The organism is Ensifer adhaerens, from assembly GCF_002007205.1.
Lineage (GTDB): Bacteria > Pseudomonadota > Alphaproteobacteria > Rhizobiales > Rhizobiaceae > Ensifer > Ensifer adhaerens_D.
In genome coordinates this window covers 222040-245945 of sequence record NZ_LAZS01000008.1, presented here as the reverse complement: position 1 = coordinate 245945, position 23906 = coordinate 222040, and the positions used below count along the sequence as shown (strand labels likewise).

The 23906-nt window shown below is 64.7% G+C and carries 18 protein-coding genes and 1 riboswitch; of the genes, 10 read left to right on the top strand and 8 right to left on the bottom strand.

The genetic code is table 11. The features are described 5' to 3' along the window. The first annotated feature begins 3 nt into the window (after nt 1–3). The 3 genes from XB14_RS19415 to XB14_RS19405 all read left to right on the top strand — a co-directional run bounded on the left by XB14_RS19415 (nt 4) and on the right by XB14_RS19405 (nt 3715). A complete protein-coding gene (locus XB14_RS19415) occupies nt 4–1680 on the top strand; it encodes an ABC transporter ATP-binding protein (protein ID WP_077963236.1) in 1677 nt (558 codons plus the stop codon). A 23-nt stretch (nt 1681–1703) separates the two neighbouring features. Then, nucleotides 1704–3077, top strand: a complete 1374-nt coding sequence (locus tag XB14_RS19410; protein WP_077963235.1) for an alpha-glucosidase/alpha-galactosidase — start codon at nt 1704–1706, stop codon at nt 3075–3077. Nucleotides 3078–3379: 302 nt separating this feature from the next. Beyond that, complete coding sequence (locus XB14_RS19405) at nt 3380–3715, top strand: hypothetical protein (protein ID WP_077963234.1); 336 nt, start codon at nt 3380–3382, stop codon at nt 3713–3715. A gap of 47 nt (nt 3716–3762) precedes the next feature. Here the strand turns inward: XB14_RS19405 and XB14_RS19400 are convergent, their stop codons facing one another. The 3 genes from XB14_RS19400 to XB14_RS19390 all read right to left on the bottom strand — a co-directional run bounded on the left by XB14_RS19400 (nt 3763) and on the right by XB14_RS19390 (nt 10687). Beyond that, nucleotides 3763–4836, bottom strand: coding sequence for a GH25 family lysozyme (locus XB14_RS19400; RefSeq protein WP_077963233.1), 1074 nt, complete (start codon nt 4834–4836; stop codon nt 3763–3765). 167 nt (nt 4837–5003) lie between these two features. Further along, complete coding sequence (locus tag XB14_RS19395; RefSeq protein WP_077963232.1) at nt 5004–6563, bottom strand: B12-binding domain-containing radical SAM protein; 1560 nt, start codon at nt 6561–6563, stop codon at nt 5004–5006. Then, nucleotides 6560–10687, bottom strand: coding sequence for an AAA family ATPase (locus tag XB14_RS19390; RefSeq protein ID WP_179119621.1), 4128 nt, complete (start codon nt 10685–10687; stop codon nt 6560–6562). Before XB14_RS19390 ends, XB14_RS19395 begins: the two co-directional genes overlap by 4 nt. 171 nt (nt 10688–10858) lie before the next feature. Here XB14_RS19390 and XB14_RS19385 point away from each other — a divergent pair, with 171 nt between their 5' ends. Then, nucleotides 10859–12532: an amidohydrolase family protein gene (locus XB14_RS19385; RefSeq protein ID WP_179119620.1), complete on the top strand. Its 1674-nt coding sequence runs from the start codon at nt 10859–10861 to the stop codon at nt 12530–12532. 288 nt (nt 12533–12820) lie between these two features. After that, nucleotides 12821–14506 carry an amidohydrolase family protein gene (locus tag XB14_RS19380; protein WP_179119619.1) on the top strand — a complete coding sequence of 562 codons (1686 nt, stop codon included), beginning with the start codon at nt 12821–12823 and terminating at the stop codon, nt 14504–14506. Nucleotides 14507–14515: 9 nt separating this feature from the next. On the opposite strand, the gene XB14_RS19375 is transcribed toward XB14_RS19380, so the two are convergent. Genes XB14_RS19375 through thiO form a run of 4 tightly spaced genes read right to left on the bottom strand, consistent with a single transcriptional unit; the run spans nt 14516 to nt 17060 of the window. Beyond that, nucleotides 14516–15121, bottom strand: a complete 606-nt coding sequence (locus XB14_RS19375) for a thiamine phosphate synthase (RefSeq protein ID WP_077963229.1) — start codon at nt 15119–15121, stop codon at nt 14516–14518. Beyond that, nucleotides 15118–15891 carry a thiazole synthase gene (locus tag XB14_RS19370; protein ID WP_077963228.1) on the bottom strand — a complete coding sequence of 258 codons (774 nt, stop codon included), beginning with the start codon at nt 15889–15891 and terminating at the stop codon, nt 15118–15120. The genes XB14_RS19375 and XB14_RS19370 overlap by 4 nt, the downstream gene beginning before the upstream one ends. A 3-nt stretch (nt 15892–15894) precedes the next feature. Further along, entirely contained in the window at nt 15895–16092 is a 198-nt protein-coding gene (thiS, locus tag XB14_RS19365; RefSeq protein WP_077963227.1) for a sulfur carrier protein ThiS, read from the bottom strand. Next, nucleotides 16089–17060: a glycine oxidase ThiO gene (thiO, locus tag XB14_RS19360; protein WP_077963226.1), complete on the bottom strand. Its 972-nt coding sequence runs from the start codon at nt 17058–17060 to the stop codon at nt 16089–16091. Before thiO ends, thiS begins: the two co-directional genes overlap by 4 nt. 167 nt (nt 17061–17227) lie before the next feature. Next, nucleotides 17228–17348: riboswitch (TPP riboswitch) on the bottom strand. A 424-nt stretch (nt 17349–17772) separates the two neighbouring features. Here thiO and bioB point away from each other — a divergent pair. From bioB to XB14_RS19335, 5 genes are read left to right on the top strand one after another with little or no spacing between them, the layout of a single operon-like run. Next, entirely contained in the window at nt 17773–18789 is a 1017-nt protein-coding gene (bioB, locus tag XB14_RS19355) for a biotin synthase BioB (protein WP_077963225.1), read from the top strand. Next, entirely contained in the window at nt 18786–19931 is a 1146-nt protein-coding gene (locus XB14_RS19350; protein WP_077963224.1) for an 8-amino-7-oxononanoate synthase, read from the top strand. The genes bioB and XB14_RS19350 overlap by 4 nt, the downstream gene beginning before the upstream one ends. Then, nucleotides 19928–20566 carry a dethiobiotin synthase gene (bioD, locus tag XB14_RS19345; protein WP_077963223.1) on the top strand — a complete coding sequence of 213 codons (639 nt, stop codon included), beginning with the start codon at nt 19928–19930 and terminating at the stop codon, nt 20564–20566. Before XB14_RS19350 ends, bioD begins: the two co-directional genes overlap by 4 nt. Beyond that, a complete protein-coding gene (locus XB14_RS19340; protein WP_077963222.1) occupies nt 20563–21831 on the top strand; it encodes an adenosylmethionine--8-amino-7-oxononanoate transaminase in 1269 nt (422 codons plus the stop codon). Before bioD ends, XB14_RS19340 begins: the two co-directional genes overlap by 4 nt. Further along, nucleotides 21828–22817, top strand: coding sequence for a beta-ketoacyl-ACP synthase III (locus tag XB14_RS19335; protein ID WP_077963221.1), 990 nt, complete (start codon nt 21828–21830; stop codon nt 22815–22817). Before XB14_RS19340 ends, XB14_RS19335 begins: the two co-directional genes overlap by 4 nt. A 51-nt stretch (nt 22818–22868) precedes the next feature. On the opposite strand, the gene XB14_RS19330 is transcribed toward XB14_RS19335, so the two are convergent. Further along, nucleotides 22869–23870, bottom strand: coding sequence for a LacI family DNA-binding transcriptional regulator (locus tag XB14_RS19330; RefSeq protein ID WP_077963220.1), 1002 nt, complete (start codon nt 23868–23870; stop codon nt 22869–22871). Nucleotides 23871–23906: the final 36 nt, after the last annotated feature.

Sequence of the window (23906 nt, the reverse complement as noted above, 5' to 3'; positions counted from 1 at the left end):
ACCATGACAGAGACAATCGACGTCCTCACGGCTGCTCCCAATGAGCGCAGGGACCTTGCGGAACGGGATGGCCGCCGGCCAATCATCGACGCGCGCAACGTCGCGGTTCGTTTCAAGGTCGAACACGGCACGGTGGAGGCGGTAAAGGACGTGTCCTTCCAGCTCTACCGCGGCGAAACCATCGCCATCGTCGGCGAGTCCGGCTCGGGCAAATCGGTCACGGCCCGCAGCGTCATGGGACTGCTGTCGAAGCGCGCTACCATCGCCCCGCAGTCGCGCATCGAATATGACGGTAGAGACGTGCTCAAATTCTCCCCACGCGAACGTCGCGGTTTGCGCGGCAACCGGCTGGCGATGATCTTCCAGGAGCCGATGAGTTCGCTGAACCCGGTCTATACGGTCGGGTCGCAGATCATCGAGGCGATCCGCGCGCACCGCCGGATGAGCCGCCGCGCTGCGACCGAACGGGCGCTCGAACTGCTGCGTCACGTCAAAATTCCGGATCCGGAACTCCGCATCAACCAGTATCCGCACCAACTCTCCGGCGGTCAGCGTCAGCGGGTGATGATCGCCATGGCGCTCGCAAACGACCCGGACGTGCTGATCGCCGACGAACCGACGACGGCGCTCGACGTCACCGTCCAGGCGCAAATCCTCAACCTCATCCGCGACCTGCAGCGCGAGCTCGGCATGGCGGTGATCCTGATCACCCACGACCTGACAGTCGTGCGCCAGTTCTCCGACTACGTCTATGTCATGCAGTATGGCGAGGTGAAGGAGCACAACACCACGGCGGCGCTCTTCGCCAATCCGCTCCATATCTATACCAAACGGCTGCTCTCGTCGGAGCCCTCGGGTGCGGCCAAGCCGCTGCCCGACAATGCGCCGATCATACTCGACGGGCGGGATGTGAAGGTCTCCTTCATGCTGAAGAAGGGCGGCCTGTTCCGGTCCGAGTTCTCCGAACTCGTCGCGGTCGACAAGCTCAGCCTCAATCTGCGCAAGCACGAAACGCTCGGCCTTGTGGGCGAATCCGGCTCAGGCAAGACGACCTTCGGCCAGGCGCTGATCCGCCTGCTCAACCCCGATGGCGGCGAGATCTTCTTCGACGGCATCCCGATCCATGACAAGGACCGGACCCAGATGCGGCCCTTGCGCTCGCGCATCCAGATCGTCTTCCAGGATCCCTTCGCCTCGCTCAATCCGCGCATGTCGATCGGCCAGATCATCGAGGAGGGCCTGATCGTCAATGGTATCGGCGAGAACCGCAAGGAGCGGCTCGACCGGGTGGTCGACGCGCTCGCTGCTGCCGGCATGCCCGGCAACATCCTGTCGCGTTTTCCGCACGAGTTCTCCGGCGGTCAGCGCCAGCGCATCGCCATTGCCCGGGCGATCGCGCTCGAACCGGAATTCATCCTGCTCGACGAGCCGACCTCAGCGCTCGACCTTTCCGTCCAGGCCCAGATCATCGAACTCCTGCGCAAGCTGCAGGACGAGAGGGGCTTGAGCTACCTTTTCATCTCCCATGACCTCAAGGTCGTGCGCGCGCTTTGCCACCGGGTGGTGGTGATGCAGCATGGCAGGATCGTCGAGGAAGGGCCGGTGAGCGAAATTTTGTCCAATCCCAAGACCGCCTACACCGAACGGCTCGTGAAAGCCGCCTTCGATGTGGCAGCATGACCATTAGAATTGAGAGGCAATCCATGACCAGACAACCCAAGATCACCTTCATTGGCGCCGGCTCCACCGTCTTCATGAAGAACATCATCGGCGACGTGCTGCAGCGGCCGTCGCTGTCGGCCGCGACGATCGCGCTGATGGACGTCAACCCTGAGCGCCTAGGCGAAAGCGAGATCGTTGCCGGCAAGCTGGTGCGCACGCTCGGCGTCAAGGCGAAGATCGAAACCCATTCCAACCAGAAGAAGGCGCTGGAAGGGGCCGATTTCGTCGTCGTCGCTTTCCAGATCGGCGGTTACGAGCCCTGCACGGTGACCGATTTCGAAGTGCCGAAGAAATACGGCCTGCGCCAGACGATCGCCGATACGCTCGGCGTCGGCGGTATCATGCGCGGACTTCGCACCGTGCCGCATCTCTGGAAGATCTGCGAGAACATGCTTGAGGTCTGCCCCAATGCGATCCTGTTGCAATACGTCAACCCGATGGCGATCAACACTTGGGCGATCTCGCAGAAGTATCCGACGATCCGCCAGGTCGGCCTCTGCCACTCGGTCCAGGGCACGGCTTTCGAACTGGCCCGCGATCTCGATATCCCGGTGTCGGAGATCCGTTACCGCGCCGCCGGCATCAACCACATGGCGTTCTACCTGACCTTCGAACACAAACAGGCCGACGGCAGCTTCCGCAATCTCTATCCGGATCTGGTGCGCGGCTACCGCGAAGGCCGCTTCCCGAAGCCCAGCCACTGGAACCCGCGCTGCCCCAACAAGGTGCGCTACGAGATGCTGACGCGGCTCGGCTACTTCGTCACCGAAAGTTCTGAGCATTTCGCCGAATACACGCCCTATTTCATCAAGGACGGCCGTCCCGATCTGATCGAGAAGTTCGGCATCCCGCTCGATGAATATCCGAAGCGCTGTGTCGAGCAAATCGAGCGCTGGAAGGGGCAGGCCGCCGCCTTCAAGGAAGCGGAAAAGATCGAAGTGGCCGAGAGCCACGAATACGCCTCTTCGATCATGAATTCGGTCTGGACCGGCGAACCCTCCGTCATCTACGGCAACTTGAGGAACAACGGCTGCATCACCTCGCTGCCGGAAAACTGCGCCGCGGAGGTTCCGTGCCTGGTCGATGCCTCAGGCATCCAGCCGACCTTCATCGGCGATCTGCCGCCGCAGCTGACGGCGCTGATCCGCACCAACATCAACGTCCAGGAACTGACGGTGCAGGCGCTTGTGACCGAAAACCGCGAGCACCTCTACCACGCCGCGATGATGGATCCGCACACCGCGGCCGAGCTCGACCTCGACCAGATCTGGTCGCTCGTCGACGACCTGCTGATTGCCCATCGCGACTGGATCCCGGAATGGGCGCGCGTGTCGAAAAAGGTCCAGGCCGCCTGACTTCTTCTCCCGGTCAGGCTGCCGTCGAGCCCCGGAACCTTCGTGTCGTCTCCCCCATGTCCTAACCGATTTAAGGGGAACGCAGGCAGCGGAAGGTTCCGGGGCTTGTTCTTCTCAAACCGTAGTGGCCGCCGCCAGCGGCAGCACGATGCGCATGCAGGCGCCGCCGGACGCAGAGCGCGCGACGTCGACGTAGCCGCCATGCAACTGTCGTCGATGCCTCCACCCGGATCGGCGGGGACCTGTCTGAAACCGTCGATAGCCCCAGGGCGCCCGATGCGATCGCCGCCGCCATCGATGCGATGATCAACATCCCCAATCTTCAGAGCTTCGATGCGCTGCGCGATCATCTGCCCGCCTGGCGGAACAAGCTGGTGAAGTGGCGATGCGGATTTGGCGGCGCCAAGCGCGGCTGCGGCGATCTCGATGTCGACATCGTCAGGCTGGCGCTGTCGGACTTATCCGAGCCGGCGCTGGCGCGCCGGATCCTCGGCCTGCATAACCGGCTGAGCCTCGAGCCGAAGGACGTCGATTTTCTCGCCGATCTCGGGCGGCGCCTGTTGCAGGAGCATCCCGGCTATCGGCGGTTCCTCGACCGCATCAACGATCGCGGGCCGAAAGTGGCCCGCGCCAGTTGAGAGGCCGTGGCGTCAGGTTGGTATGGGCGCGATGAGGGCCTGTCGGCTCAGTTCGCACGCGCCTCCAGCCAGTCGTGCCATTGGCCTTCGCTGCCGTGGAAGACGTTGAGGTCGATCTTGCCGTCGACGCCATGCGAGAGGCCGGAGCCGGAATACTGCCAGAACAGCCACTTGCGGTTCGGATAAACCTTGGACGGATGCTGGGCCACGGCCCTCAGCCAGAACGGATACTTCTGGAACGCGCCCTGCAGGTTGTCGGCGTAGAAGTCCGGCGCCGTGTAGATGATCGGACGCTGGCCGTAATGGGCCTCCAGCTTGTCCATGAAGACCTGCATCTTTTCGCGAATGCGCTCCGCCGACAGGCGGCGCTTGCAGCTGGATTCGCCGTTGTACTCGACGTCGATCACAGGCGGCAGCGCGCCCGGCTCGCGCGGCACGTTGCGGATGAACCAGTCCGCCTGCTCGCCGGCGGTGCGGCACCAGTAGAAGAAGTGATAGGCGCCGCGCCGGATGCCGGCCGCCTTGGCGGCGCGCCAGTTCTTCTTGAACATCGGGTCGAGATGGTCGCCGCCGTCCGTCGCCTTGATGAAGGCGAAGTTCGCGCCTTGGGTTCGCAGCTTCGCCCAGTCGATTTCGCCCTGCCAGCGCGACACGTCGACGCCGTGCACCGCCATCTTGCGCGGATTGGTGGAACGGCCGAAGTTGATCGGCTTGGCGTCGCGGAAGCGGTGACCGTAAACCCGCGAGCGCCCCTGCGGCATCACTTGCGTCACCGGATTTTCCGGCGCGACGAAGGCGACCGGGCGCGCGCCGGGAACGGGCGCGGCGAGCGTCGTTGTCGTCGTCGTTGTATTGGCCGCAGGTGCGAAGGCCTCCGGTTCCGGGACCGGCCCCGCCCAGGCGAGCATTTCCTGCGGCGGTGCGTCCTGTATGTTTTGAGACGGCGCGGCCCGCGATGCGACCTGACCGACACTGGCGGCCGGCACCGGTGCGGCCGACATCGCGACCGAACTCGTCGTTTCGCGCGAGGGCCGTGGGGCTATGGTGTCCAGGCTCGAACTGGAGGAGCAGCCGGAAATGAGGCCGGCAAAGATGATCGCGGTCGCAGCTGAAAGACGCATGGGCACCCGTACGCAAAACAAGGTCGACGGCGATCGCCGGCCGACAGGTGTGAAATAGCTAACGGAAGCTTACCCAAAAAGTTTGAATCCAATCTTACCAAGCCGACCTAACTTCACGCACTGGAGGTTGCAGGGATGCGGGCACTTTGACGCACAGCCTTAGGTGCTCATCCGGGCGCATGTTCGGTGCCGGTCAGGCCCCTTCGCCGCTCGCCGGCGCGAAATTCGAGGTTTCGGGCGATGGTTTGGTCGAGAGCGCCAGACGCGTCGGTGATCATCGTCGGCGAAAAATGCGAACGGAAACCCTCGCCAACGCGGAAGGCGGGCGTATAGAGCGGGCCGAGCGGCTGCGACGTCGTCACATAGGTGAGATTTTCGTCGCTTCCCGAGCGCGTCGGCAGGCCGTGGCGATGCAGCACTGAAGGGAGCGCGAGGCGCAGGCTGTTGGCCAGCAGGTGGATCATCTGCCGTCCCGAAAGCGAGTGGCGATAGTTACGATAAAATCCCAGGCAATGGCGCAGGATGCGCGCGCGGTTGCCGTCGAGGCGCGACAGCTTGCGGGCAAAGAGGGCCACGTCGTCGAGATCGTCGAGGGGGCGTGTCATCAGCGTGAACCCATCCATGTCGCGCAGTTTCGCTGACGGCAGGAAGCGGCCCTCCGCGACGCATTCGTCGAACAACGGCGTGCCGAGCAGCGGGATCGTCAGGCTCAGAAACGCCGGCAACGGCATCCGGCTTTCGCCGGTGATGAAGGCGAGTTCCTCCTGCATCGCCTGCATCGTCTGCGACGACGGATCGAACATCATTCCGTACTGGAAGGCGACGCCGGCGTTGAGACAGGTCTGGATCGCCTCCAGTTGCGGCACCACCAGGTTCTGTTTTTTCTGGTAGCGTTTCAGTTGCGCTTCGTTCAGCGTCTCGACGCCGCTGAAAAGGCCGAGACAGCCGGCCGCCCGCACCGCGTCGAGATTGGCGGGATCGCGGAAGAAGTCGCCGGTGACGAGCGCGATCCAGCCTTCGAAGAGGCCCTGGCGCCAGAGCGAGCGGATGAGGTCGAGCTTGGCATGAAAGACCTCCTTGCTGTTGCCGTAGAAATTGTTGTCGATGAAGAGCACGTATTTCTTCGGCGGGGCGTTGCGCAGCTGTGCCTCGATATAGCTGGGGTCGTAGCTATGGTAACGCCGGCCCTCGGCGGTCAGCGCGCAGAAGCTGCACTTGAAATTGCAATAGCGGCTGGTCTCGATGTAGCTGACCGGGCCGCGCCAGTTGGCGAGGTCGAAGCGTGGCAGGATCGTTTCGGATAGGGCCCAGGCGCCGAAGACCTCTTCGATGACCGACTGCATTTCTTCGATGTCGCCGTCGCAGGCGTAGTCGAAGGTCTCGGCGCTCGAAACCGGCAGGTTGCGCACGACCGGTCCGCCGGCAACGACGACGCAGCCGGGCGACTTGGTGCGGGCATAGGCCGTCAGGTGCCGCATCCGGTCGAAGGCCGCGGTCACCCCGGTCAGCACCAGCATGTCGAGTTCGGCAAAGGCGGCCTCGTCGACGAGCGGACCGTCATGGAATTCGCTGTAGACGCGAAGGTCGACGCGGTCGCGCGCGAAGGCCCCGGCCAGGAACAGGTGGCCGGTTCCCTGCGGAATGAAGTCGGGGCGGCCGTTCGGATTTCGGGTTTCGTCGAAATGGGCAAGCACGATCAGGATGCGGGGCGGGCTGGTACGGTTCATGCGCGGCTTCCCTGGGATCTGGCAAACTGGACATGCGGCGCCTGGTCGGTTTGACCGAGCGGAAGAACCTCGCACCAGGTGGCCCGGCGCAGGGCAAACATCGTCTCGAAGGCCTGGCGCGCTTCGGCGTCCCTCGGTCCGGCAGCATGCTGCAGGACGGCGAGCGCCACGGCCGGCATCTCCAGCCGGATCGCTTCCGCGAAGGCATATTGGGCGACGCGTTCTGCGCGGCGTTGTTGCCCGCGACGCTGGTGCAGGGTCGCCTCGCCGAGCGCTGCGGCCGGCCGGCCGATCGGGTAGACCCGTGCGAAGCGTTCGAGTTTTCTAAGGACGAGCTGCGCTGCCAAAAGGTCGCCGCCGTCGGGGTCGCTTGCGACATCGAACAGACGGGCAAGCGCCGGCAGCGTCCGCGTCTTCATCGCCGGATTGAGCGTCTCGCACCAGGATAGCGCGCGCTCGAGCCAGGAGGCAGCCTCGCTGGTGTTGCCGCGCCGGCGGGCAGCCTCGCTCAGAAGCGACGCGCCTTCGATGGAATGGACGAGTTCCAGCCCATCTCCCTTCTCGCGCAGGATCTGTTCGAGTTCGTCGAGATCGGTGTCGATCGCGTTCCACCGGCCAAGCGCGGCGTGGCCCCTGAGGCGGCCGAGCAGCCCACACCCGAGCACCTGCATATCGCCGCGCCTGCGGCCTTCCTCGCAGATCCGCTGAACGAGGATCTCCCAAGGTGCGATGCCTTCGAACGCCGAGGTCAAAAGCCAAGGGCCGGAAATCGTCTCCAGCCCGACGGCCACTTCGCACCAGCGCCGGAGGTCACCGACCGTCGTGGCGTTGTTGAGGCCGGCCTCGAACGCCCGCTTGCCCTCGCGCCAGTGCCCGATGCCGATCTTGTACATGCCCGACAGCAGGTCGACCCGCACGCGCGTTCCCAACTGGTCGACGCGTTCGGAAAGTGCTGCAGCCAGCCGGCTGTAGTGTTCGGCCTGGCTGTGCAACGGGATTACGCCGCATATGGCGCCGAGGCTGGCATAATTGGCGGCGGTCGTCGGCGAGACGTATTTGTTTCGCTCCGCAAGGTTCGTCGCCCTAAGCGTCGCGTGGATCAGCCGCAGCTTCTCGCTGGTGAAATAATAGATCCGCGTCAGATCCTCATGCGCCTTTGCCGCAAGCAGGAAGGGATCGGATGGCGATCGCGAGATTTCGCGCTTCAGGATCCAATCCGCGTCGCGGTGCGTGGTGCGGCGCCACACCTGTTCGGCGAGATCGAGCACGAGATGCAGCGCCAGGCCCGTAGAGGTGCGCGGCAACGGCATGCCGGAAAGCCGCAAGCCCTCCTCATAGGCGTGCCGGGCCGCCTCGGCGCGGCCGAGATTGAGGCTCGCCTCGCCGAGCAGGAAACAGGCGGCGGCCCGTCTGGCGGGTGCGAGGGTGATCGAGAGCTCGCGTGCCGCCTTGAAGAAGCGTTCGATCAGGTCGACGACGGCGGCGTTGTCGAACTGGCGCAGGCGCAGCTCGGCAACGCGATCCAGATAGTTGAAGGCCCGCGCGGCGTCGCCGGCGCGCTCCCAGTGACTGAGGAGACGCGGCAGGTTCTCGGCATTATCCGGTTGCCCGCCTTCCTCGATCGCCTGGGCGATCGCGCGATGCGCTTCATGGCGCTGTTCGGACAGCAGGCTTTCGTAGATCGCCTGGCGGATGACGGCATGGCTGAACATGTATCGACCGGGTCGATCGTCGGCGGGCTTGATCAGATGGGCCTCCTGCAGCCGGGCGATGCTTGCCTCGATGTCGAGCGCCGTCTTCCTGATCGGCGGCAGCGCGGCGAGTTCGGCGACGGAGAAGGTCGCGCCCATGGCGCTTGCGATCTTCAACAGGACCTGGAGTTCCGCCGGAAGCTGGTCGGTCCGGGCGATCACGGTAACCTTGGCGGTGTTGAGCAAGGTCGCATCGTTCGAGTGGGGCTCGGAGAGCAGCGAGACGGGGGCGGGCGGCTCGGCGCCTTTCGGCAGCCGGCGCTCGCCGATCATCCGGCAGATTTCGCAGATCAAGAGCGGGTTTCCGGCCGACTGCGCATAGACCGCCTCGCCGAAGCCGTCGGCAGGTGAGTTGCTGCCGATCGAGGCGCGAACGAGTGCGATCGTGCCGTCGAAATCGAGCGGCAGCAGGTCGAGCGTCTGGGCGCCATTGTGGTGCAGGCCGGTCCACCGTGTGAGGTCTTCCTGCGTTCGGGCCGTGCGGGTCGATACCACCACCGGCACCGGTGTCGTTCCAGAGACCAGCCGCCCGAGCAACTGGCCCGACGCCTCGTCGAGCCAGTGCACGTCTTCCAGCACGACAAAGCCCTGTCCCTCGGCGAGGTCGCCGATCATGAGTTCGCTCAGCAACTCGCGCAACCGATGGGAGCGCCCGTCGCCGGACATGGCCCGGGTCTCGGGCGTATCGGCCAAGGTGAGGTTGATGGCGTCGTTGAGCAACGGCGCGAGCGGAGCAAGCTCCGGTCTTTGCGCAAAGAAAAGCTCCACCTGATCCGCAGCATCGGCGCCGCGCAGGTCGCCGATGCCGAGCAGGTCGCGGATGACCCCGCGCCAGGCGAAATAGGGCACGTCGCTCTCGATGTCATCGGCATTGCCGACGAGAACACGGCTGCCGCGGTCGCGGCGGCCCTCGACGAAGGCGCGCAGGAGCGCCGACTTCCCGACGCCGGAATCGCCCCTGACGATCATCACCCCGGATTGCCCCCTGTACGCACCCTCCAGATAGGCGGAAAGGGCGGTCATTTCGGCCGCACGGTTGAGGAGGATGGGAGACTTGGTGTCGATCGTCGCGACCGTCTCGGCAATCGGTGCGAAGGCCGACACGCCGCCGCGTACGCCGGGGATGGCGAGCGACCACGGTCCGGAGAAGGCGATCTGGCCGGCCGTCTCCCTTGCTGTCGCCTGGTCGACGAGGATGCGTCCTGCGGCGACGCTTGCCAGGCGCGCGGCCATGTTCACCGCGGCGCCCACCACCGTGTAGTCCGCGCGATGGCTGGCGCCCAGCGCGCCGCAGAAGCTCTCGCCGGTCGAGATGCCGACCGAAAGGCCGATATCGGGGTCGTCGAGCTCGCCTGCAAGGCGCAGCGCCGCGACGATCGCGCGCCGTGCATTGTCGGCATGTTTGGGACCGGGCAGGCCGAAGACGGCGAAGATTTCCAGACCATTTGCGTGCAGCGCCGTATGGAGGACCTCTCCGCCGGTGCGCCCGACGACTGCGATCGAGCGCGCGACGAGTTGGTTCAGCCGGTCGAGGTCACGTTCGATATCGCGGCCGACGATGTGCACGAACAGGGCCGTGACGGTCCTGAGATCGGCAAGCCACTGCGAAAGCGGTGACAGGAGGCGGCCGCGCAACGAGAGCGGCAGGTAGGCTTCAAGTCGTCCAAATTGCTGGTTGCTGGCGGTGCCCGAAAGGGCACGGTGCGGCGTGGCCGCGGTCGAATAGGGGTCGATGCGGTCGAGCCGGGCGGTTCCCTCCCGGCCGGGCCCGCCCGTCGCCCGCTTGCCGATCAGCCGCCAAACGGCGTCGGAGACGAGAATTTCGCCGGCATCGCTCAAGAGGCCGCAATGGTCCGCCTGCGCCAGGCAATCGCCGCCGACGATCAGCCAGCGCTGGTCGACGCGGGGTACGAGATGCAGCAGCGTGATCGTGCCGACGCCGACGGCGATGCGCAGCTGCAGTGCGTCTTCCGGCCCGCCCGGTCCGCCGATCTCTTCGCGGATGCGGCCGGCGCAGTAGCAGCTGCGCCAGGCGGCCTGTTCCAGCTCGTCGGCGGAGGCGGCCTGCCAGCCGGCCAGCAGGCTGTCGCCGGCAAAGCTCAAGACGGTGCCGCCATGTTCCTCGATATGCCGGACGAGCGGGCCCATGTAGCCGTTCAAGAGCTGGCTCACCCGCTCGGCGCCGGCGGCGCGGTCGCTCTCGGACCATTTGGCGGTCAGGCGGGTAAAGCCGGAGATGTCGGCAAACAGCAATGCGCCGGGAAAGTCTTCCCGCGTCGGGCCAGCCGAATCCGTCGCCGCCGGGGAAGACCAGCGAACCAGGGCTCCCGACAGGTAACGTTGGAATTCATTCTTGCCGGCGCCACCTACCACGCAAAATTCTCCCCAAGATTTTAGAGTAACATGCCTCCCTTCCCACTTAAAGGCCGCCCGTGTTGACCTAAGGGTACCAGTAACGGGCAAGTAAATATCTGTTTCACGCCGTTTGCGAACGGAGTAATGTTTGCCCGATTGTTCGAGGGGGTCTCGCAACAGGAGGGGACGATGGGGGACGACTGGGCTGATCCGGTCGCCGCCGTGACGCGCCGCGATGTCTTGCGGCTGTTCTCGGCTGGCATGATGGCGAATGTGCTTTCCGGGTGTCGACACGACTGGCCGCCGCCTGGAAAGTGTGAGGTGCCCTATCCCATTATCGACGTTCATTGCCACTTCTTCAACGCCGCCGACGTGCCAGTTGCGGGCGTAGTGCGCTATTTGGCGTTACGGGAAGGCGCGCCGGACAAGAAAACATCGAAGCTGATAAAGGGCTTGGCCGTCGTCCTCGTGGTTGCGCTCGCGGATGTCGCGCCGGAAGCGAAGGACGAGCTTGCTGTTCTTCGCAAGCGTGCGCGCCGTTTCTCAGAGGCTGAACTCGCGCGGCGCCGGGACGAGCAGTTGTACAAGGCTATGGAGGTCCTCATTGAGCTTGCCAACGGGGAACGTTCGGCAAGCGAATTCTTGCAACCTAGCACTGCTGATCGGTCTGATTTCGAACTCCTTTTGAGCGAGCTTGCGGACCACGCCAACCTGCCACGCAACTTTCAAAAGGGTTTGGGCGGCGCGAGCGACGAGGATATCGATGCGATCGTCGAAGCCGCCAAAAACCACGACATTATCGGCGTCTATGTCAGGTTCGTGCAGTTAATGCAGGACTACCGGAAAGATCTCGCGGAAAGTTATCTGCGGATTTACAGATCCCAATGCAGCGCGCTGTCGCTGATCACCCCGAGCATTCTGGATTTCGACAAATGGATCCCGGGAAAGGCTTCGCCGCAACGCGACCAGATCAACGTCATGCATGAGATGCAGCAGGTCGTGGCCAAGGAACATGGCGTCCACATGCACAGCTTCGTCAGCTTCGATCCGCTTCGGGAGGCGTGGGACCCCGGCTCCTCTCTGAAGAATGTCAAGTATGCAATCATGTGCAAGGGGTTCATCGGGGTCAAACTCTACCCGCCGATGGGCTTCATGGCGATTGGCAATACCAGGTCGGGGATCGATGCGGCTCTGAAGAGGCTCTACAAGTGGTGCTGTGAAAACGACGTACCGATCATGGCACACGCGGAAAACAGCCTTGGCGCGCGGTGTGGCAACGGCAACCTCGCAAGCCCGCAACATTGGCGAGAGCTGCTCAAGTTTGACCGCTACAAAAATCTGAGGATGAATCTGGCGCATTTTGGCGGTTTTGACGAGAACCGGCGCCAGGGTGAAGAGACAGGCGTGCTGGTCAACTGCATACAAGACAAGTTCTCTGGACCACCAAGCTGGGAACAGATCATCGGAGAGACGATCCATGATGATCGTCGGCTAAATCTCTATGCGGATCTGAGTTACCTGAGCGAACTGGTCAGTACCACAAGTACTGGCTTGCACTATGATATCAGGAAGCGGCTGAACGCGTGGCTTCGCGCCTATGATCCCGACGCCCGTCACCTGATGTTCGGCACCGACTGGTCGATGATGTCGCGAGAGAGGAACTACAACAACTACGTGCCGCGGATGGTCGACGGGCTCGCCCAGGCCGGTGTCAGCGATAACCACCGGCAGAATATTCTCTGGCGTAACGCTTCCCGCTTCCTCGGCCTGGACCGTCCGGGCCCCACGCGCGACCGGATCACCGCCTATTGCAAAGAATACGAACTGGGCACGGACTGGCTTTCGGCACTCGCGATCGCCTGAGCTCGGTTGTGAGTTGCGTCCAGCCGACCGTTTGCCGCCGGTCAGTGGCGGAGGGCCAGTCTTTCAGAGTTCCGACAGATAGTTTTAGAATGCATAGTTGCCCGCGCCGCCAGCCACGCGAATTTCATTCAGGATCTTAGAGTAAACCCCGGGGCTTCCGAACTGAAAGAGATCCGTTTTTAGCTGCCGGTTTCCAGTAACGGGCAAGTAAATATCTGTTTCACGCCGCTCGCGAACGGAGTAATGTTTGCCCGATTGTTCGAGGGGGTCTCGCAACAGGAGGGGACGATGGGGGTCGACTGGGCTGGTGCGGTCGCCGCCGTGACACGCCGCGATGTCTTGCGGCTGTTCTCGGCAGGCGCGATGGCGAGTGTGCTTTCCGGTTGCAGGCACGACTGGCCTCCGGCGGCCGCCTGCCAGCTTCCCTACCCGATCGTCGACGTTCACTGCCACTTCTTCAATGCGGCCGATGTGCCGGTGGAAGGGCTGGTGCGCTATGTGGCGCTGCGGGAAAAGCTGCCGGAAGCCAGGCTGTCCGCCGATCCGCGGCAGTCGAAGCGCCTGGAAAATGCCCTGGTGGTGTTCCTCGTTACGGCCCTTGGCGACGTCGCGCCCAAGGCCAAGGCCGAGGCCGCCATTCTCAAGAAACGGTTGCCGCGCCCCTCCGACGCGGAGTTCGAGCGACAGAAGGACGAGCAGTTGCGCGTCGCGGTCAGGCAGCTCGTTGCGCGCGCGAGCGAACAGCGCGCGACATTGACGGCCCGAAGCGGCGCCGAAACGCCCGACCATCAGGGCTTGCTGGAACAGATCGGCGGCACCGCCGGCCTGCCTCAGGGGCTGCAGCGCCGCTCCGGCAGCGTCGCCGAGGAGGATGTGGATGCCCTGGCGTCGGCCGCCAAGGCTCACGACCAGATCGGCAACTACCTCTCCTTCGTGCGGCTAATGCAGGACTACCGGGAAAACCTCGCGGAAACCTATGCGCGGATCTTCGCGTCGAAATGCCAGTTCTCAATGATCACGCCGAGCATCCTCGATTTCGAGAAATCGATCGGCGGCAGGGCATCGCCGCAACGCGAGCAGATCGATGTGATGGACGAGATCCAGCAACTGGTGATGAAGCGACATGGCATCCACATGCACAGCTTTGTCGGGTTCGATCCGCATCGCGAGGCGCAGAAACGCGGGTCATCGCTGGAAAACGTCCGCTACGCGATCATGGAAAAGGGCTTTATCGGTGTGAAGGTCTACCCGCCGATGGGCTTCAAGGCGTGGGGCAACGCGGATCCGGCGATCGACGCGGCGCTGAAGCGCCTCTACGACTGGTGTCGCGACAACAGCGTGCCGATCATGGCGCATGCGGAAAACAGCATCGGCGCCGGTTGCGGCTACGGCAATCTGGCTAGCCCCGCCTATTGGAAGAAGCTGCTCGACACCAACCGCTATAACGACTTGCGGATCAACTTGGCGCATTTCGGCGCCTTCGATGAAGTCATTCGCCCGGGGGCGCCGACGGGGGTGATGGTGTCTTGCTCCGCCGACAAGTTCTCCGGTCCGCCGACCTGGGAGGACATCATCGGCGAGACGATCGATCACGGGCGGCGCCCGAACCTGTTTGCGGACCTGAGCTACCTGAGCGAACTCGTCACCGACAATACGCCCGGGCTGCACGAAAAGATCCGCGCGCTGCTCGACAAATGGCTCGAGGATTATGACCAGGACGCCCGTCATCTGATGTTCGGCACCGACTGGTCGATGATGGCGCTCGAGAAAGACTACAACGCCTATGTCCCGAAGATCGCCAAGCAACTGACGGAGGCCGGTATCTCTGCGGAAAAACAGCAGAACATCTTCTGGAAGAACGCCTCCCGCTATCTCGGCCTCGACCGGCCGGGACCGACCCGCCAAAGGCTCGCCGCCTATTGCCGCAGGCGCGGCATGGATGTCTCCTGGCTTTCGCAGCTGGAGATCGCCTGACCGCGGATCTCATCGCCAGGGCGCGGTCCTGGCGATCCATTCGCGGGTCCGGCCTTCCGGGTCGGCGTTGCGGGTGATGTCGGTGACGACGGCGGCGCTATCGGCGCCATGCTCGAAGACGCCTGAGATGCGCTCGACGTTGAGACCGCCGATGGCGACCAGCGGCAGCGACCCGACACGCTTCCGCCAGGCGGCAAGACGCGGCAAGCCCTGCGGCGCCCACTTCATCGCCTTGAGGATGGTCGGGTAGATCGGTCCGAGCGCGACATAATCGGGGTCGGCTGCGAGCGCCGTTTCCAGTTCCGTCTCGTCATGGGTGCTGAGGCCGAGCTTCAGGCCGGCGGCGCGGATCGCCACGACATCGGCGTCCGCAAGATCCTCCTGGCCGAGATGGACGAAATCGCAGCCTTCCTCGATCGCCAGTTGCCAGTAATCGTTGACGACGAGTTGGCAGCCCTGGTCGTCGCAAACCGCCTTGGCGGCGCGAATTTCGCGGCGAAGCTCCGCTTCCGCGCGATCCTTGACGCGAAGCTGGACCAGTTTCACGCCGAGCGGCACCAGTCGCTCGACCCAGATGGCGCTGTCGACGACGAGGTAGAAGGGATCGAGTTTCATGCAAACACCGCCTTTCCGATGACGGGGGTGGAGGGCACGGCAAAGTCGCGCGGTTCGAGCATGCCCGCCTCGAAGGCTTGCCGGCCGGCATCGATCGCCTGCGCAAAAGCCGAGGCCATGAGCGCCGGTCTGGCGGCGCCGGCGACGGCGGTGTTGAGCAGGACCGCATCGAAGCCGAGTTCCATCACGGTCGTCGCGTGCGACGGGCGGCCGATGCCGGCATCGACGATCAGCGGCACGTCGGGAAAATTCGCCCGTATTGCGCGGAGCGCCGGGATATTCTGCGGACCCATGGCGCTGCCGATCGGCGCGCACCAGGGCATCAGCACCTTGCAGCCGGCCTCAAGGAGCCGTTCGGCAACGACCAGATCATCGGTGGTGTAGGGGAAGACCTCAAAACCTTCGGCCGACAGGATGCGTGCCGCCTCGACCAGTCCGAAGACGTCGGGCTGCAGCGTGTCGTGATGGCCGATCACTTCGAGCTTGAGCCAGTTGGTGCCGAACACCTCACGCGCCATCTTGGCCGTCAGCACCGCCTCCGACACCGAGTGGCAGCCGGCGGTGTTCGGCAGCACGTGCACGCCGAGCGCCCGGACCAGCTCGAAGAAGGCGCCACCCTGGCGGCCCCCGGCGGTTTCGCGCCGGAGCGAGACCGTGACGATCTCGGTGCCCGAGGATTGCACCGCGTCTTCCAGCACGGCGGGGGAGGGGTAGCGGGCGGTGCCGAGAAGCAGCCGCGAGCGCAGTTCCTGTCCATAAAGCGTCAGCATGTCTCAGCCTCCTTTCATCGGCGAGAGAATTTCGATCCGGTCCCGATCGCTCAGCGCATGATCCGAGCGGTCGGCCCGGTGCACCAGCTCGCCGTTGACGGCGGTGGCGAGCCAGTCGCCTTCGTAGTCGAGGGTGGCCAGAAGCTCGGCGAGGGTTGCGACGGCGAGGTCGTGGTCCTCGCCATTGACGGTCAGTCTCATGCAGCGTCTCCCTTCAGGTCCTGCGTAACGGCCAGCTCGGCTGCTTCCGCCGCCAGGGCTGGCGAAAGCAGGAAGCCATGGCGGTAAAGTCCGTTGATCGCGATGGATTGCCCGGCGCGCGTGACGCGCGGCAGGTTGTTGGCAAAGGCCGGGCGGACGCCGGCGCCGGTTTCGACCAGGCGTGCTTCGCCGAAGGCCGGATGCAGCGCATAGGCGGCGTTCAGCAGTTCCATGAGCGAGCGGGCGGTGATCGGGCCGCCATCGTCCGTTTCGATCATCGTCGCCCCGCACATGAAAAGCCCGTCGCCGCGCGGCACGATGTAGAGCGGGATGCGCGGGTGAATGAGCCTGACCGGCCGCGACAGTTCCACCTCGTCCGTCCGCAGATAGAGCATTTCGCCCCGAACGCCACGCAGGCCGGGCGTTGCGCCGATGCGGGCCGCACCGGTGCAGTCGACGACGAGATCGTGTTCGCCGGCGCTATCCGCCAGGCTGAGGAAGACGACGCCGCGTTCCACAAGCTTTTGCCGTAGCTGGCTAAGCGCCCGGCGCGGGTCGAGATGCGCCTCGCCCGGAAAGAACAGCGCCTCGCGGAAGCGCCCGGCAAGCGCCGGCTCCAGCCGGGCGATCGCCGCAGCGTCGAGCCATTCGTAGCCGGACGTGCGCGAGGCGAAGCGTTTGAGCTCGCCAGCGTCCCGCGGCGGCGCGACGACCAGCGTGCCGTTGCGGGAGACCTCCCCTGGCAGGGCGTCGTCCCACCAGTCGATGGCGCTGACGCCCTTCGTCAGCACCGCTTCCTCGGCGCTTTCGCGCTCGCACCAGGGCGCCAGCATGCCGCCGGCAAACCAGGAGACAGCGCCGGCAAAGCCCGGCTCTCGCTCGACAAGCGTCACCGCGGCGCCGCGGGCGCTGAGTTCATGCGCCAGGCAGAGCCCTGCGACGCCGGCACCTTTGACGAGGACCCGCACGGCTCAGTGCGCCCGCGCGGCGTCGGCGGGACGTCGTCCTGAGGAAAGCGGGATGGTGTTGGCGGTGTGCATGCCGAGGCTCCGATGGTGGAGACCCAGTTCACGAGCGAAGGGGAGGGGAAAGACGCCTTGCCGATCGGTTGGTCGCGTGAATCGCGACGATTGCGGCAGCGATGTCTGCACCGTCCCTACGCCAGTATGAACTGGATCAGGTTCAACGGGTCACTGCGCCGCGTAGACCGCATAGCAGAATCTCAGCCCCTTGCCGGGACACCCCTGGTGAATGCGCCAAGCTGACCGCTCGGGGCGCTTTTTGTCAAGAGCCAGCGTTCGTGCTCGTTGTGATCTCAGCAGTTGAAAAATTATCTATAATTTTGCGACGAGAAAGCGGAAGCGTTCGCGACGTGATGGGAGGAGGCGGGTCAGCCGGGCAGAGCGGGTCGAAAAATACCGGAGAAGCCCGCGCTCGTCCTTATTTCTCGGGTGCAGTCCGCCCGATTTCGGAATGGGAGATGCGACCGATTGATTGCTGATTCTTGTCCCCGTCTCGGCGGTTTCCAGATTCGTTCTCAGTCAAAAATACAACCATAAGATTATGCACTGACGGAAACTCTCCATCTGGGTGCTTGCGAACTTTGCTGGTCGATAAAATTATAGATAATACCAGATTCTATCTATTTCGCGTTTGCAATGACCTGGAGGACGAGCCGAAATGCTGGACGGAAGCCTATCGACAAGTGCTAATTTTACCCCGGGCGACGCTGCCGAATCCCGCTGGACGCAAGCGGAAGCGGAAAAAATCTATAATTCGCCGTTTAATGACTTGCTCTACCGCGCACACACGGTCCATCGCGCGCAGTTCGATCCCAACGCCATCCAGATGAGCCGGCTGCTTTCGATCAAGACCGGAGGCTGCGCCGAGGACTGCGGTTACTGCAGCCAGTCCGCCCACTACCAGACCGGCCTCAAGGCATCGAAGCTGATGGAGGTCGAGCGTGTGCTTGCCGAGGCACGCAAGGCGCGCGATGGCGGCGCGACCCGATATTGCATGGGCGCCGCCTGGCGCAGCCCGAAGGATCGCGACATGGAGGCGATCGTCGCGATGGTCAGCGGTGTGCGGGCGCTCGGCATGGAAACCTGCATGACGCTCGGCATGCTGACGCCCGCCCAATCCGCGCGGCTCGCCGAAGCCGGGCTCGACTACTACAACCACAATATCGATACGTCCGAGCGCTTCTACGGCGAGATCATCACCACCCGTAGCTTTGCCGACCGGCTGGAGACGCTCGCCAATGTCCGCGACGCCGGCATCAAGGTCTGCGCCGGCGGCATCCTCGGCATGGGCGAGGCCGCCGACGACCGGATCTCGATGCTGGTGACGCTCGCCAACCTGCCGGTGCCTCCGGAAAGCGTGCCGATCAACATGCTGATCCCGATTCCGGGCTCGAAGCTTGCCGATGCCGCGCCGGTCGATCCGATCGATTTCGTCCGCACCATCGCCCTTGCCCGCATCCTGATGCCGCAATCGCATGTCCGCCTTTCGGCCGGACGGACGGACATGAGCGACGAGACGCAGGCGCTCTGTTTCTTTGCCGGCGCCAATTCGATCTTCGTCGGCGAAACCTTGCTGACCGCCGACAATCCGGGCGAGGACCACGACGCGGCGCTCTTCCGGCGCCTGGGTCTAAGGCCGATGGCCCCAACGGCAAGGCAGGACGCGGCCGAATGACCACGGGTCTCGTCGCGCGCTACGAGAAGACTCTCGATGGCCTCGAACGCAAGGGGCGCCGCCGCGCGCTCGTCTCCGCCTGCGGCATCGACTTTACCTCCAACGACTATCTGGCGCTCGCCGCCTCGCCAAGGCTGAAGGCGGCGATGACGGCGGCAATCGCACGCGGCGTGTCGGTCGGCTCCGGCGGCTCGCGGCTCTTGCGCGGCAACCACGGGGAGCACGAGGCGCTGGAGGCCGAAGCTGCCGCCTTCTTCGGCGTGGAGCGGACGCTCTTCTTCGGCAGCGGCTATGCCGCAAACGCCGCGTTGTTTTCGACGCTGCCGCAGCGCGACGACATCGTTGTGCACGATGCCCTGATCCATGCGAGCGCCCATGACGGTATCGCCGCGAGCAAGGCCCCGGCGGTAGCGGCAGCCCATAACGATGTCGACGCCTTTGCCGACGCCATCGGCCAATGGCGTCGTGCCGGCGGCATGGGGCATCCGTGGATTGCCGTCGAAAGCCTCTATTCGATGGACGGCGATCGTGCCCCGCTCGCCGACCTCTTAGCGCTTGCCGCGCACCATGACGGCTTTCTCGTCATCGACGAGGCGCATGCGACCGGCGTCTTCGGACCGGATGGCCGCGGGCTGGCGGCGGAACTGGAAGGCCGGGGGAATGTGGTCGTGCTGCACACTTGCGGCAAGGCGCTCGGTGTTTCCGGCGCGCTTGTCGGAGCAAGCGCCGTCCTCTGCGACTATCTCGTCAACCGCGCCCGCAACTTCATCTACTCGACCGCGCCTTCACCGCTGGCCGCCGCCGCCGTGCGCGAAGCGCTCGCCGCGCTCGTCGACGAACCGGAGCGCCGCGCCGCGTTCGAAGACCTAAGAGCCTTTGCCAACCGGGCGCTGGTCGAGGTGCTTGGCATCGAAGGCAGCGGCTCGCAGATACTCCCCATCCCGATTGGCGACAACGGCCGTGCGGTCCGCATTGCCGCACGCATGCGAACCGAGGGCTACGATATCAGGGCGATCCGGCCGCCGACGGTGCCGGAAGGCACCGCGCGCCTTCGGGTCGCGATCACGCTCAATGTCGACCGGGCGGCGATTGGGCAGATGCTCCAGCGCCTGAAGATCGCGATCGCGGAGGAGCGGCCATGAAAACCCGTCTCGTGGTCACCGGTACCGATACCGGCATCGGCAAGACCATCTTTTCCGCGGCGCTTACCGATGCGCTCGACGGCTGCTACTGGAAGCCTGTGCAATCGGGCCTCGACGAAGAAACCGACAGCGAAACCGTCGGCCGGCTCGGCCGGCTGCCCTCTGATCGTATCCTGCCCGAAGCCTACAGGCTGGCGACGCCGGCCTCGCCGCACCTGTCGGCACGGATCGACGGCGTCACGCTCCGGCCCGAAGGTCTTTTGCCGCCCGCGGTGGATCGACCTCTGGTGATCGAAGGCGCGGGCGGGCTGCTGGTGCCGCTGACGGAGCGCACGGTCTTTGCGGATGTCTTCGCGCTCTGGCAGATCCCGGTCGTCCTTTGCGCCCGCACCGGGCTTGGTACGATCAACCACACCCTGTTGTCGCTCGAGGCGCTGCGCCGCCGCGCCATTCCCATCCTCGGGGTAGCCTTCATCGGCGACGCGCAGGAAGACAGCGAAGCGATCATCTCCAGGCTTGGCGCCGTGCGTCGGCTCGGACGGCTGCCGCGGCTCGAAGCGCTGACGCCGGACCGCCTGCGGCAGGCCTTCGCCGAGAATTTCAACATCGCCGATTTCCGGGAGGTGCCGGCATGAGAAGCTCCACGGTCTGGTATCCCTTCACCCAGCATGCCCTGGAACCGCCGATGCGCCGCATCGTCGGCACCGAGGGTGCGTTTCTCGTCGACGAGCATGGCGTGTCGATCCTCGATGCGATTTCGTCCTGGTGGGTCATCACCCACGGTCATCGCCATCCTGCTATCATGGAGGCGATCCGCAAGGCCACGGACACCTACGACCAGATCATCTTCGCCGAATACACCCACGCGCCGGCGGAAGACCTGGCGCAAGGGCTGGTCGAGATCGCGCCGCCCGGGCTCGCCCATGTCTTCTACTCCGACAGCGGTTCGACCGCGGTCGAAGTCGCGCTGAAGATGGCGCTCGGCTTCTTCCACAACAGCGGCCGGCCGCGAAACCGCATCTGCGTGCTGGAGCATGGCTATCACGGCGACACGATCGGCACGATGTCGACCGGAGAACGAGGCGTCTTCAATGCCGCCTACGCGCCGCTGCTCTTCTCCGTCGACCGCTTGCCCTTTCCGGAGCCGGGTCGGGAGCAGGCAACGCTCGACGCCTTCGAGACGGCCTGCGCATCCGGCGCGGTTGCCGCCCTCTTGATCGAGCCTCTGCTGCTCGGCGCCGGCGGCATGAAAACCTATCCGGCTTCCGTGCTGTCCGAGCTGAAGCGCATTGCCGAACGGCATGGCAGCCTGCTGATCGCTGACGAAGTGATGACCGGTTGGGGGCGGACGGGCAGCCTGTTTGCCTGCGAACAGGCCGGGATCACGCCCGATATTCTCTGCACCTCGAAGGGGTTGACCGGTGGTGCACTTCCCTTGGCCGCGACGCTGTGCACCTCGGAAATCTTCGAGGCGCATCTTTCGTCCGACCGGCGCAAGACGTTCTTCCATTCGAGTTCCTACACCGCCAACCCGATCGCCTGTGCCGCGGCACTTGCCAATCTTGGCGTCTGGAAACAGGAGCCGGTGCGGCAGCGGATCGACACGCTGACGGAGCGGCAGCACCAGCAGATCGAGCGGTTTGCCGATGATCCTCGCTTCGGCGGCATGCGCCAGCTCGGCACCATAACAGCTCTCGACCTCACGGTGCCGTCCGGCGGCTATCTCGCCGAGGTCGGCCCGCAGCTCAGGGCGTTTTTCCGCAAGCGTGGTTTGCTGATCCGTCCGCTCGGCAACGTCATCTACCTGATGCCGCCCTACTGCGTCACCGACGACGATCTTGGGCGGGCCTATGACGCGATCGACGAGGCGGCGTCGCTCTTCGGGGCAGGGCAGCTATGAGGCCTGTTCGCTCCTCCCGGATCGTCGGTTTCGGCCATGCCGCACCGGAGCGGCGTGTCGCCAACGACGAAATCGAGACGACGCTGGGGCTTGAGCCCGGCTGGATCGAGCGCCGCACCGGCATTCGCGAGCGGCGCTGGGCCGCGCCCGGCGACACGCTGTCGGGGCTTGCAGCAAAGGCGGGCGCAATGGCGCTCGACGATGCCCGCACCCCGCCCGGCGATATCGCCCTGGTCCTGCTTGCGACCTCGACGCCCGATCATCTGCTACCGCCTTCCGCACCCCTGCTCGCCCATCGTCTCGGTCTTTCCAACGCCGGTGCGATCGACCTTGCCGGCGCCTGTTCAGGCTTCGTTTACGCCTTGACGCTCGCCGACGGTTTCGTGCGGTCGCAGGGAAAGCCGGTGCTGGTGGTGGCGGCCAACATCTTGAGCCGCCGGATCAATCCGGCCGAGCGGGCGAGCGCCGTGCTCTTTGCCGATGCCGCCGGCGCCGTCGTCGTCGCGCCCTCCGATGATCCGCAGACAGGCCTGTTCGGCGTCGACCTTGCCGCCGATGGCAGCCGCTACGATCTGATCTCGATTGCCGCCGGCGGCAGCAACAGGCCGTTTTCTGCCGACACCAGGCCCGAGGATCTGCTGATGACGATGCGTGACGGGCGCGAGATGTTCGCGCAGGCGGTGGAGATGATGACGGCCTGTGCCGTGAACGCCATGGACGCCGCCGGCTGCGTGGCCCCGGACATCAGCCGCTTCGTGCCGCACCAGGCCAATGCCCGTATCTTCGACGCCGTCTGCGACCGACTCGGCATCGCGCCGTCGAAAACGGTGCGCACGATCTCGGACTACGGCAATTCGTCGGCCGCGACCATCCCGCTGTCGCTATCGCTGGCGCATCGAGAAAAACCCTTCATCGCCGGCGAAAAGCTGTTGCTGACGGCGGCCGGCGCGGGGCTTGCGGGAGGGGCGGCGGTGCTTGCGATCTGATGACGCGTCGACGGCGGCAACACTCCGTAACGTGGGGCGCGCGCCGTGATGTCAGGGTGTTGAGGGCGCGGCGCAGGAGCCGCGTTTCATCAGCATTGGCTGCAGCTTGTATTCCTCCTGCAGCGCATGGCTGCCGAGCACGCCTTCGAGCGCGAGCCGGGCGATCTCGTCGATCGGCTGGCGAATGGTTGTGAGCCGCGGCAGCACCAGCGAGGCCAGCGGAATGTCGTCGAAGCCGACGATCGAAAGGTCGTTCGGGACCCGAAGCCCCATGTCGTCGGCGGCGCGCAGCAGGCCGATTGCCTGCTGGTCGCTGGCAGTGGCGATCGCCGTCGGGCGACTTTTTTCGGGCTGCGTCAGCAGCTGCTTACCAAGTTCTTCGCCTGAGCGGTAGTCGAAGTGCCCTTCGACGATCTGCGGCGGAACGTAGTCGCCTGGGTGGCTCTTCCGGAATTCCGCGAGCCGTTGAACGAAACCGCCGCGGCGCTCGCCGGAGACTTCGGTCGTGCCCGGACCGCTGATATAGCCGAGCCGACGATGGCCGAGCGAAAGCAGGTGGTCCGCGGCGAGATAACCGCCCTGACGGTTGTCGACGGAGACGAGCGCATGGCCGCTCAAGGGCCGGTCGACGGTCACTGTGCGCGTGCGCGACGCCAACCCATCGGCGAGGCTGTTGCTGACGGGAACGAGGATCAGCCCGGCCGGCAACCGTCCGAGCAGGGTTTCGATCTGCTGCTTCTCGGCGTCCGGGTCGTCATGGGTGTTGGCAAGCAGCACCGAGTAGCCCTCGGCGGAAGCCAACATCTCCACCTGTTTGGCAAGCTCGGCAAAGAAGGGGTTGGTGATGTCAGGCACGACGAGGCCGATAATGTCGGTCTTGGCGAGCCGGAGGCTGCGACCGAGAATGTTCGGCCGGTAGCCGATCGCGTCGATCGTCGCTTCGACCTTCGCCCTGATGTCCTCGCTCACCGTCTTGTTCTTGGCAAGCACACGCGAAACCGTGCCGACGGACACCCCGGCGCGCTGGGCAACATCCTTGATCGTCGGGTTCAAACGGTCGGCTCCCTATCACGTTCGCTGCATCGATCA

Bases quoted from the DNA above. Each gene is read 5' to 3' on its own strand.
- XB14_RS19400 (WP_077963233.1), bottom strand. From the start codon at position 4,836: ATGCGTCTTTCAGCTGCGACCGCGATCATCTTTGCCGGCCTCATTTCC.
- XB14_RS19410 (WP_077963235.1), top strand. From the start codon at position 1,704: ATGACCAGACAACCCAAGATCACCTTCATTGGCGCCGGCTCCACCGTC.
- XB14_RS19385 (WP_179119620.1), top strand. From the start codon at position 10,859: ATGGGGGACGACTGGGCTGATCCGGTCGCCGCCGTGACGCGCCGCGAT.
- XB14_RS19335 (WP_077963221.1), top strand. From the start codon at position 21,828: ATGAGGCCTGTTCGCTCCTCCCGGATCGTCGGTTTCGGCCATGCCGCA.
- thiS (WP_077963227.1), bottom strand. From the start codon at position 16,092: ATGAGACTGACCGTCAATGGCGAGGACCACGACCTCGCCGTCGCAACC.
- XB14_RS19340 (WP_077963222.1), top strand. From the start codon at position 20,563: ATGAGAAGCTCCACGGTCTGGTATCCCTTCACCCAGCATGCCCTGGAA.
- XB14_RS19370 (WP_077963228.1), bottom strand. From the start codon at position 15,891: ATGCTGACGCTTTATGGACAGGAACTGCGCTCGCGGCTGCTTCTCGGC.
- XB14_RS19415 (WP_077963236.1), top strand. From the start codon at position 4: ATGACAGAGACAATCGACGTCCTCACGGCTGCTCCCAATGAGCGCAGG.
- XB14_RS19375 (WP_077963229.1), bottom strand. From the start codon at position 15,121: ATGAAACTCGATCCCTTCTACCTCGTCGTCGACAGCGCCATCTGGGTC.
- XB14_RS19350 (WP_077963224.1), top strand. From the start codon at position 18,786: ATGACCACGGGTCTCGTCGCGCGCTACGAGAAGACTCTCGATGGCCTC.
- XB14_RS19395 (WP_077963232.1), bottom strand. From the start codon at position 6,563: ATGAACCGTACCAGCCCGCCCCGCATCCTGATCGTGCTTGCCCATTTC.
- XB14_RS19380 (WP_179119619.1), top strand. From the start codon at position 12,821: ATGGGGGTCGACTGGGCTGGTGCGGTCGCCGCCGTGACACGCCGCGAT.
- XB14_RS19405 (WP_077963234.1), top strand. From the start codon at position 3,380: ATGATCAACATCCCCAATCTTCAGAGCTTCGATGCGCTGCGCGATCAT.
- bioD (WP_077963223.1), top strand. From the start codon at position 19,928: ATGAAAACCCGTCTCGTGGTCACCGGTACCGATACCGGCATCGGCAAG.
- bioB (WP_077963225.1), top strand. From the start codon at position 17,773: ATGCTGGACGGAAGCCTATCGACAAGTGCTAATTTTACCCCGGGCGAC.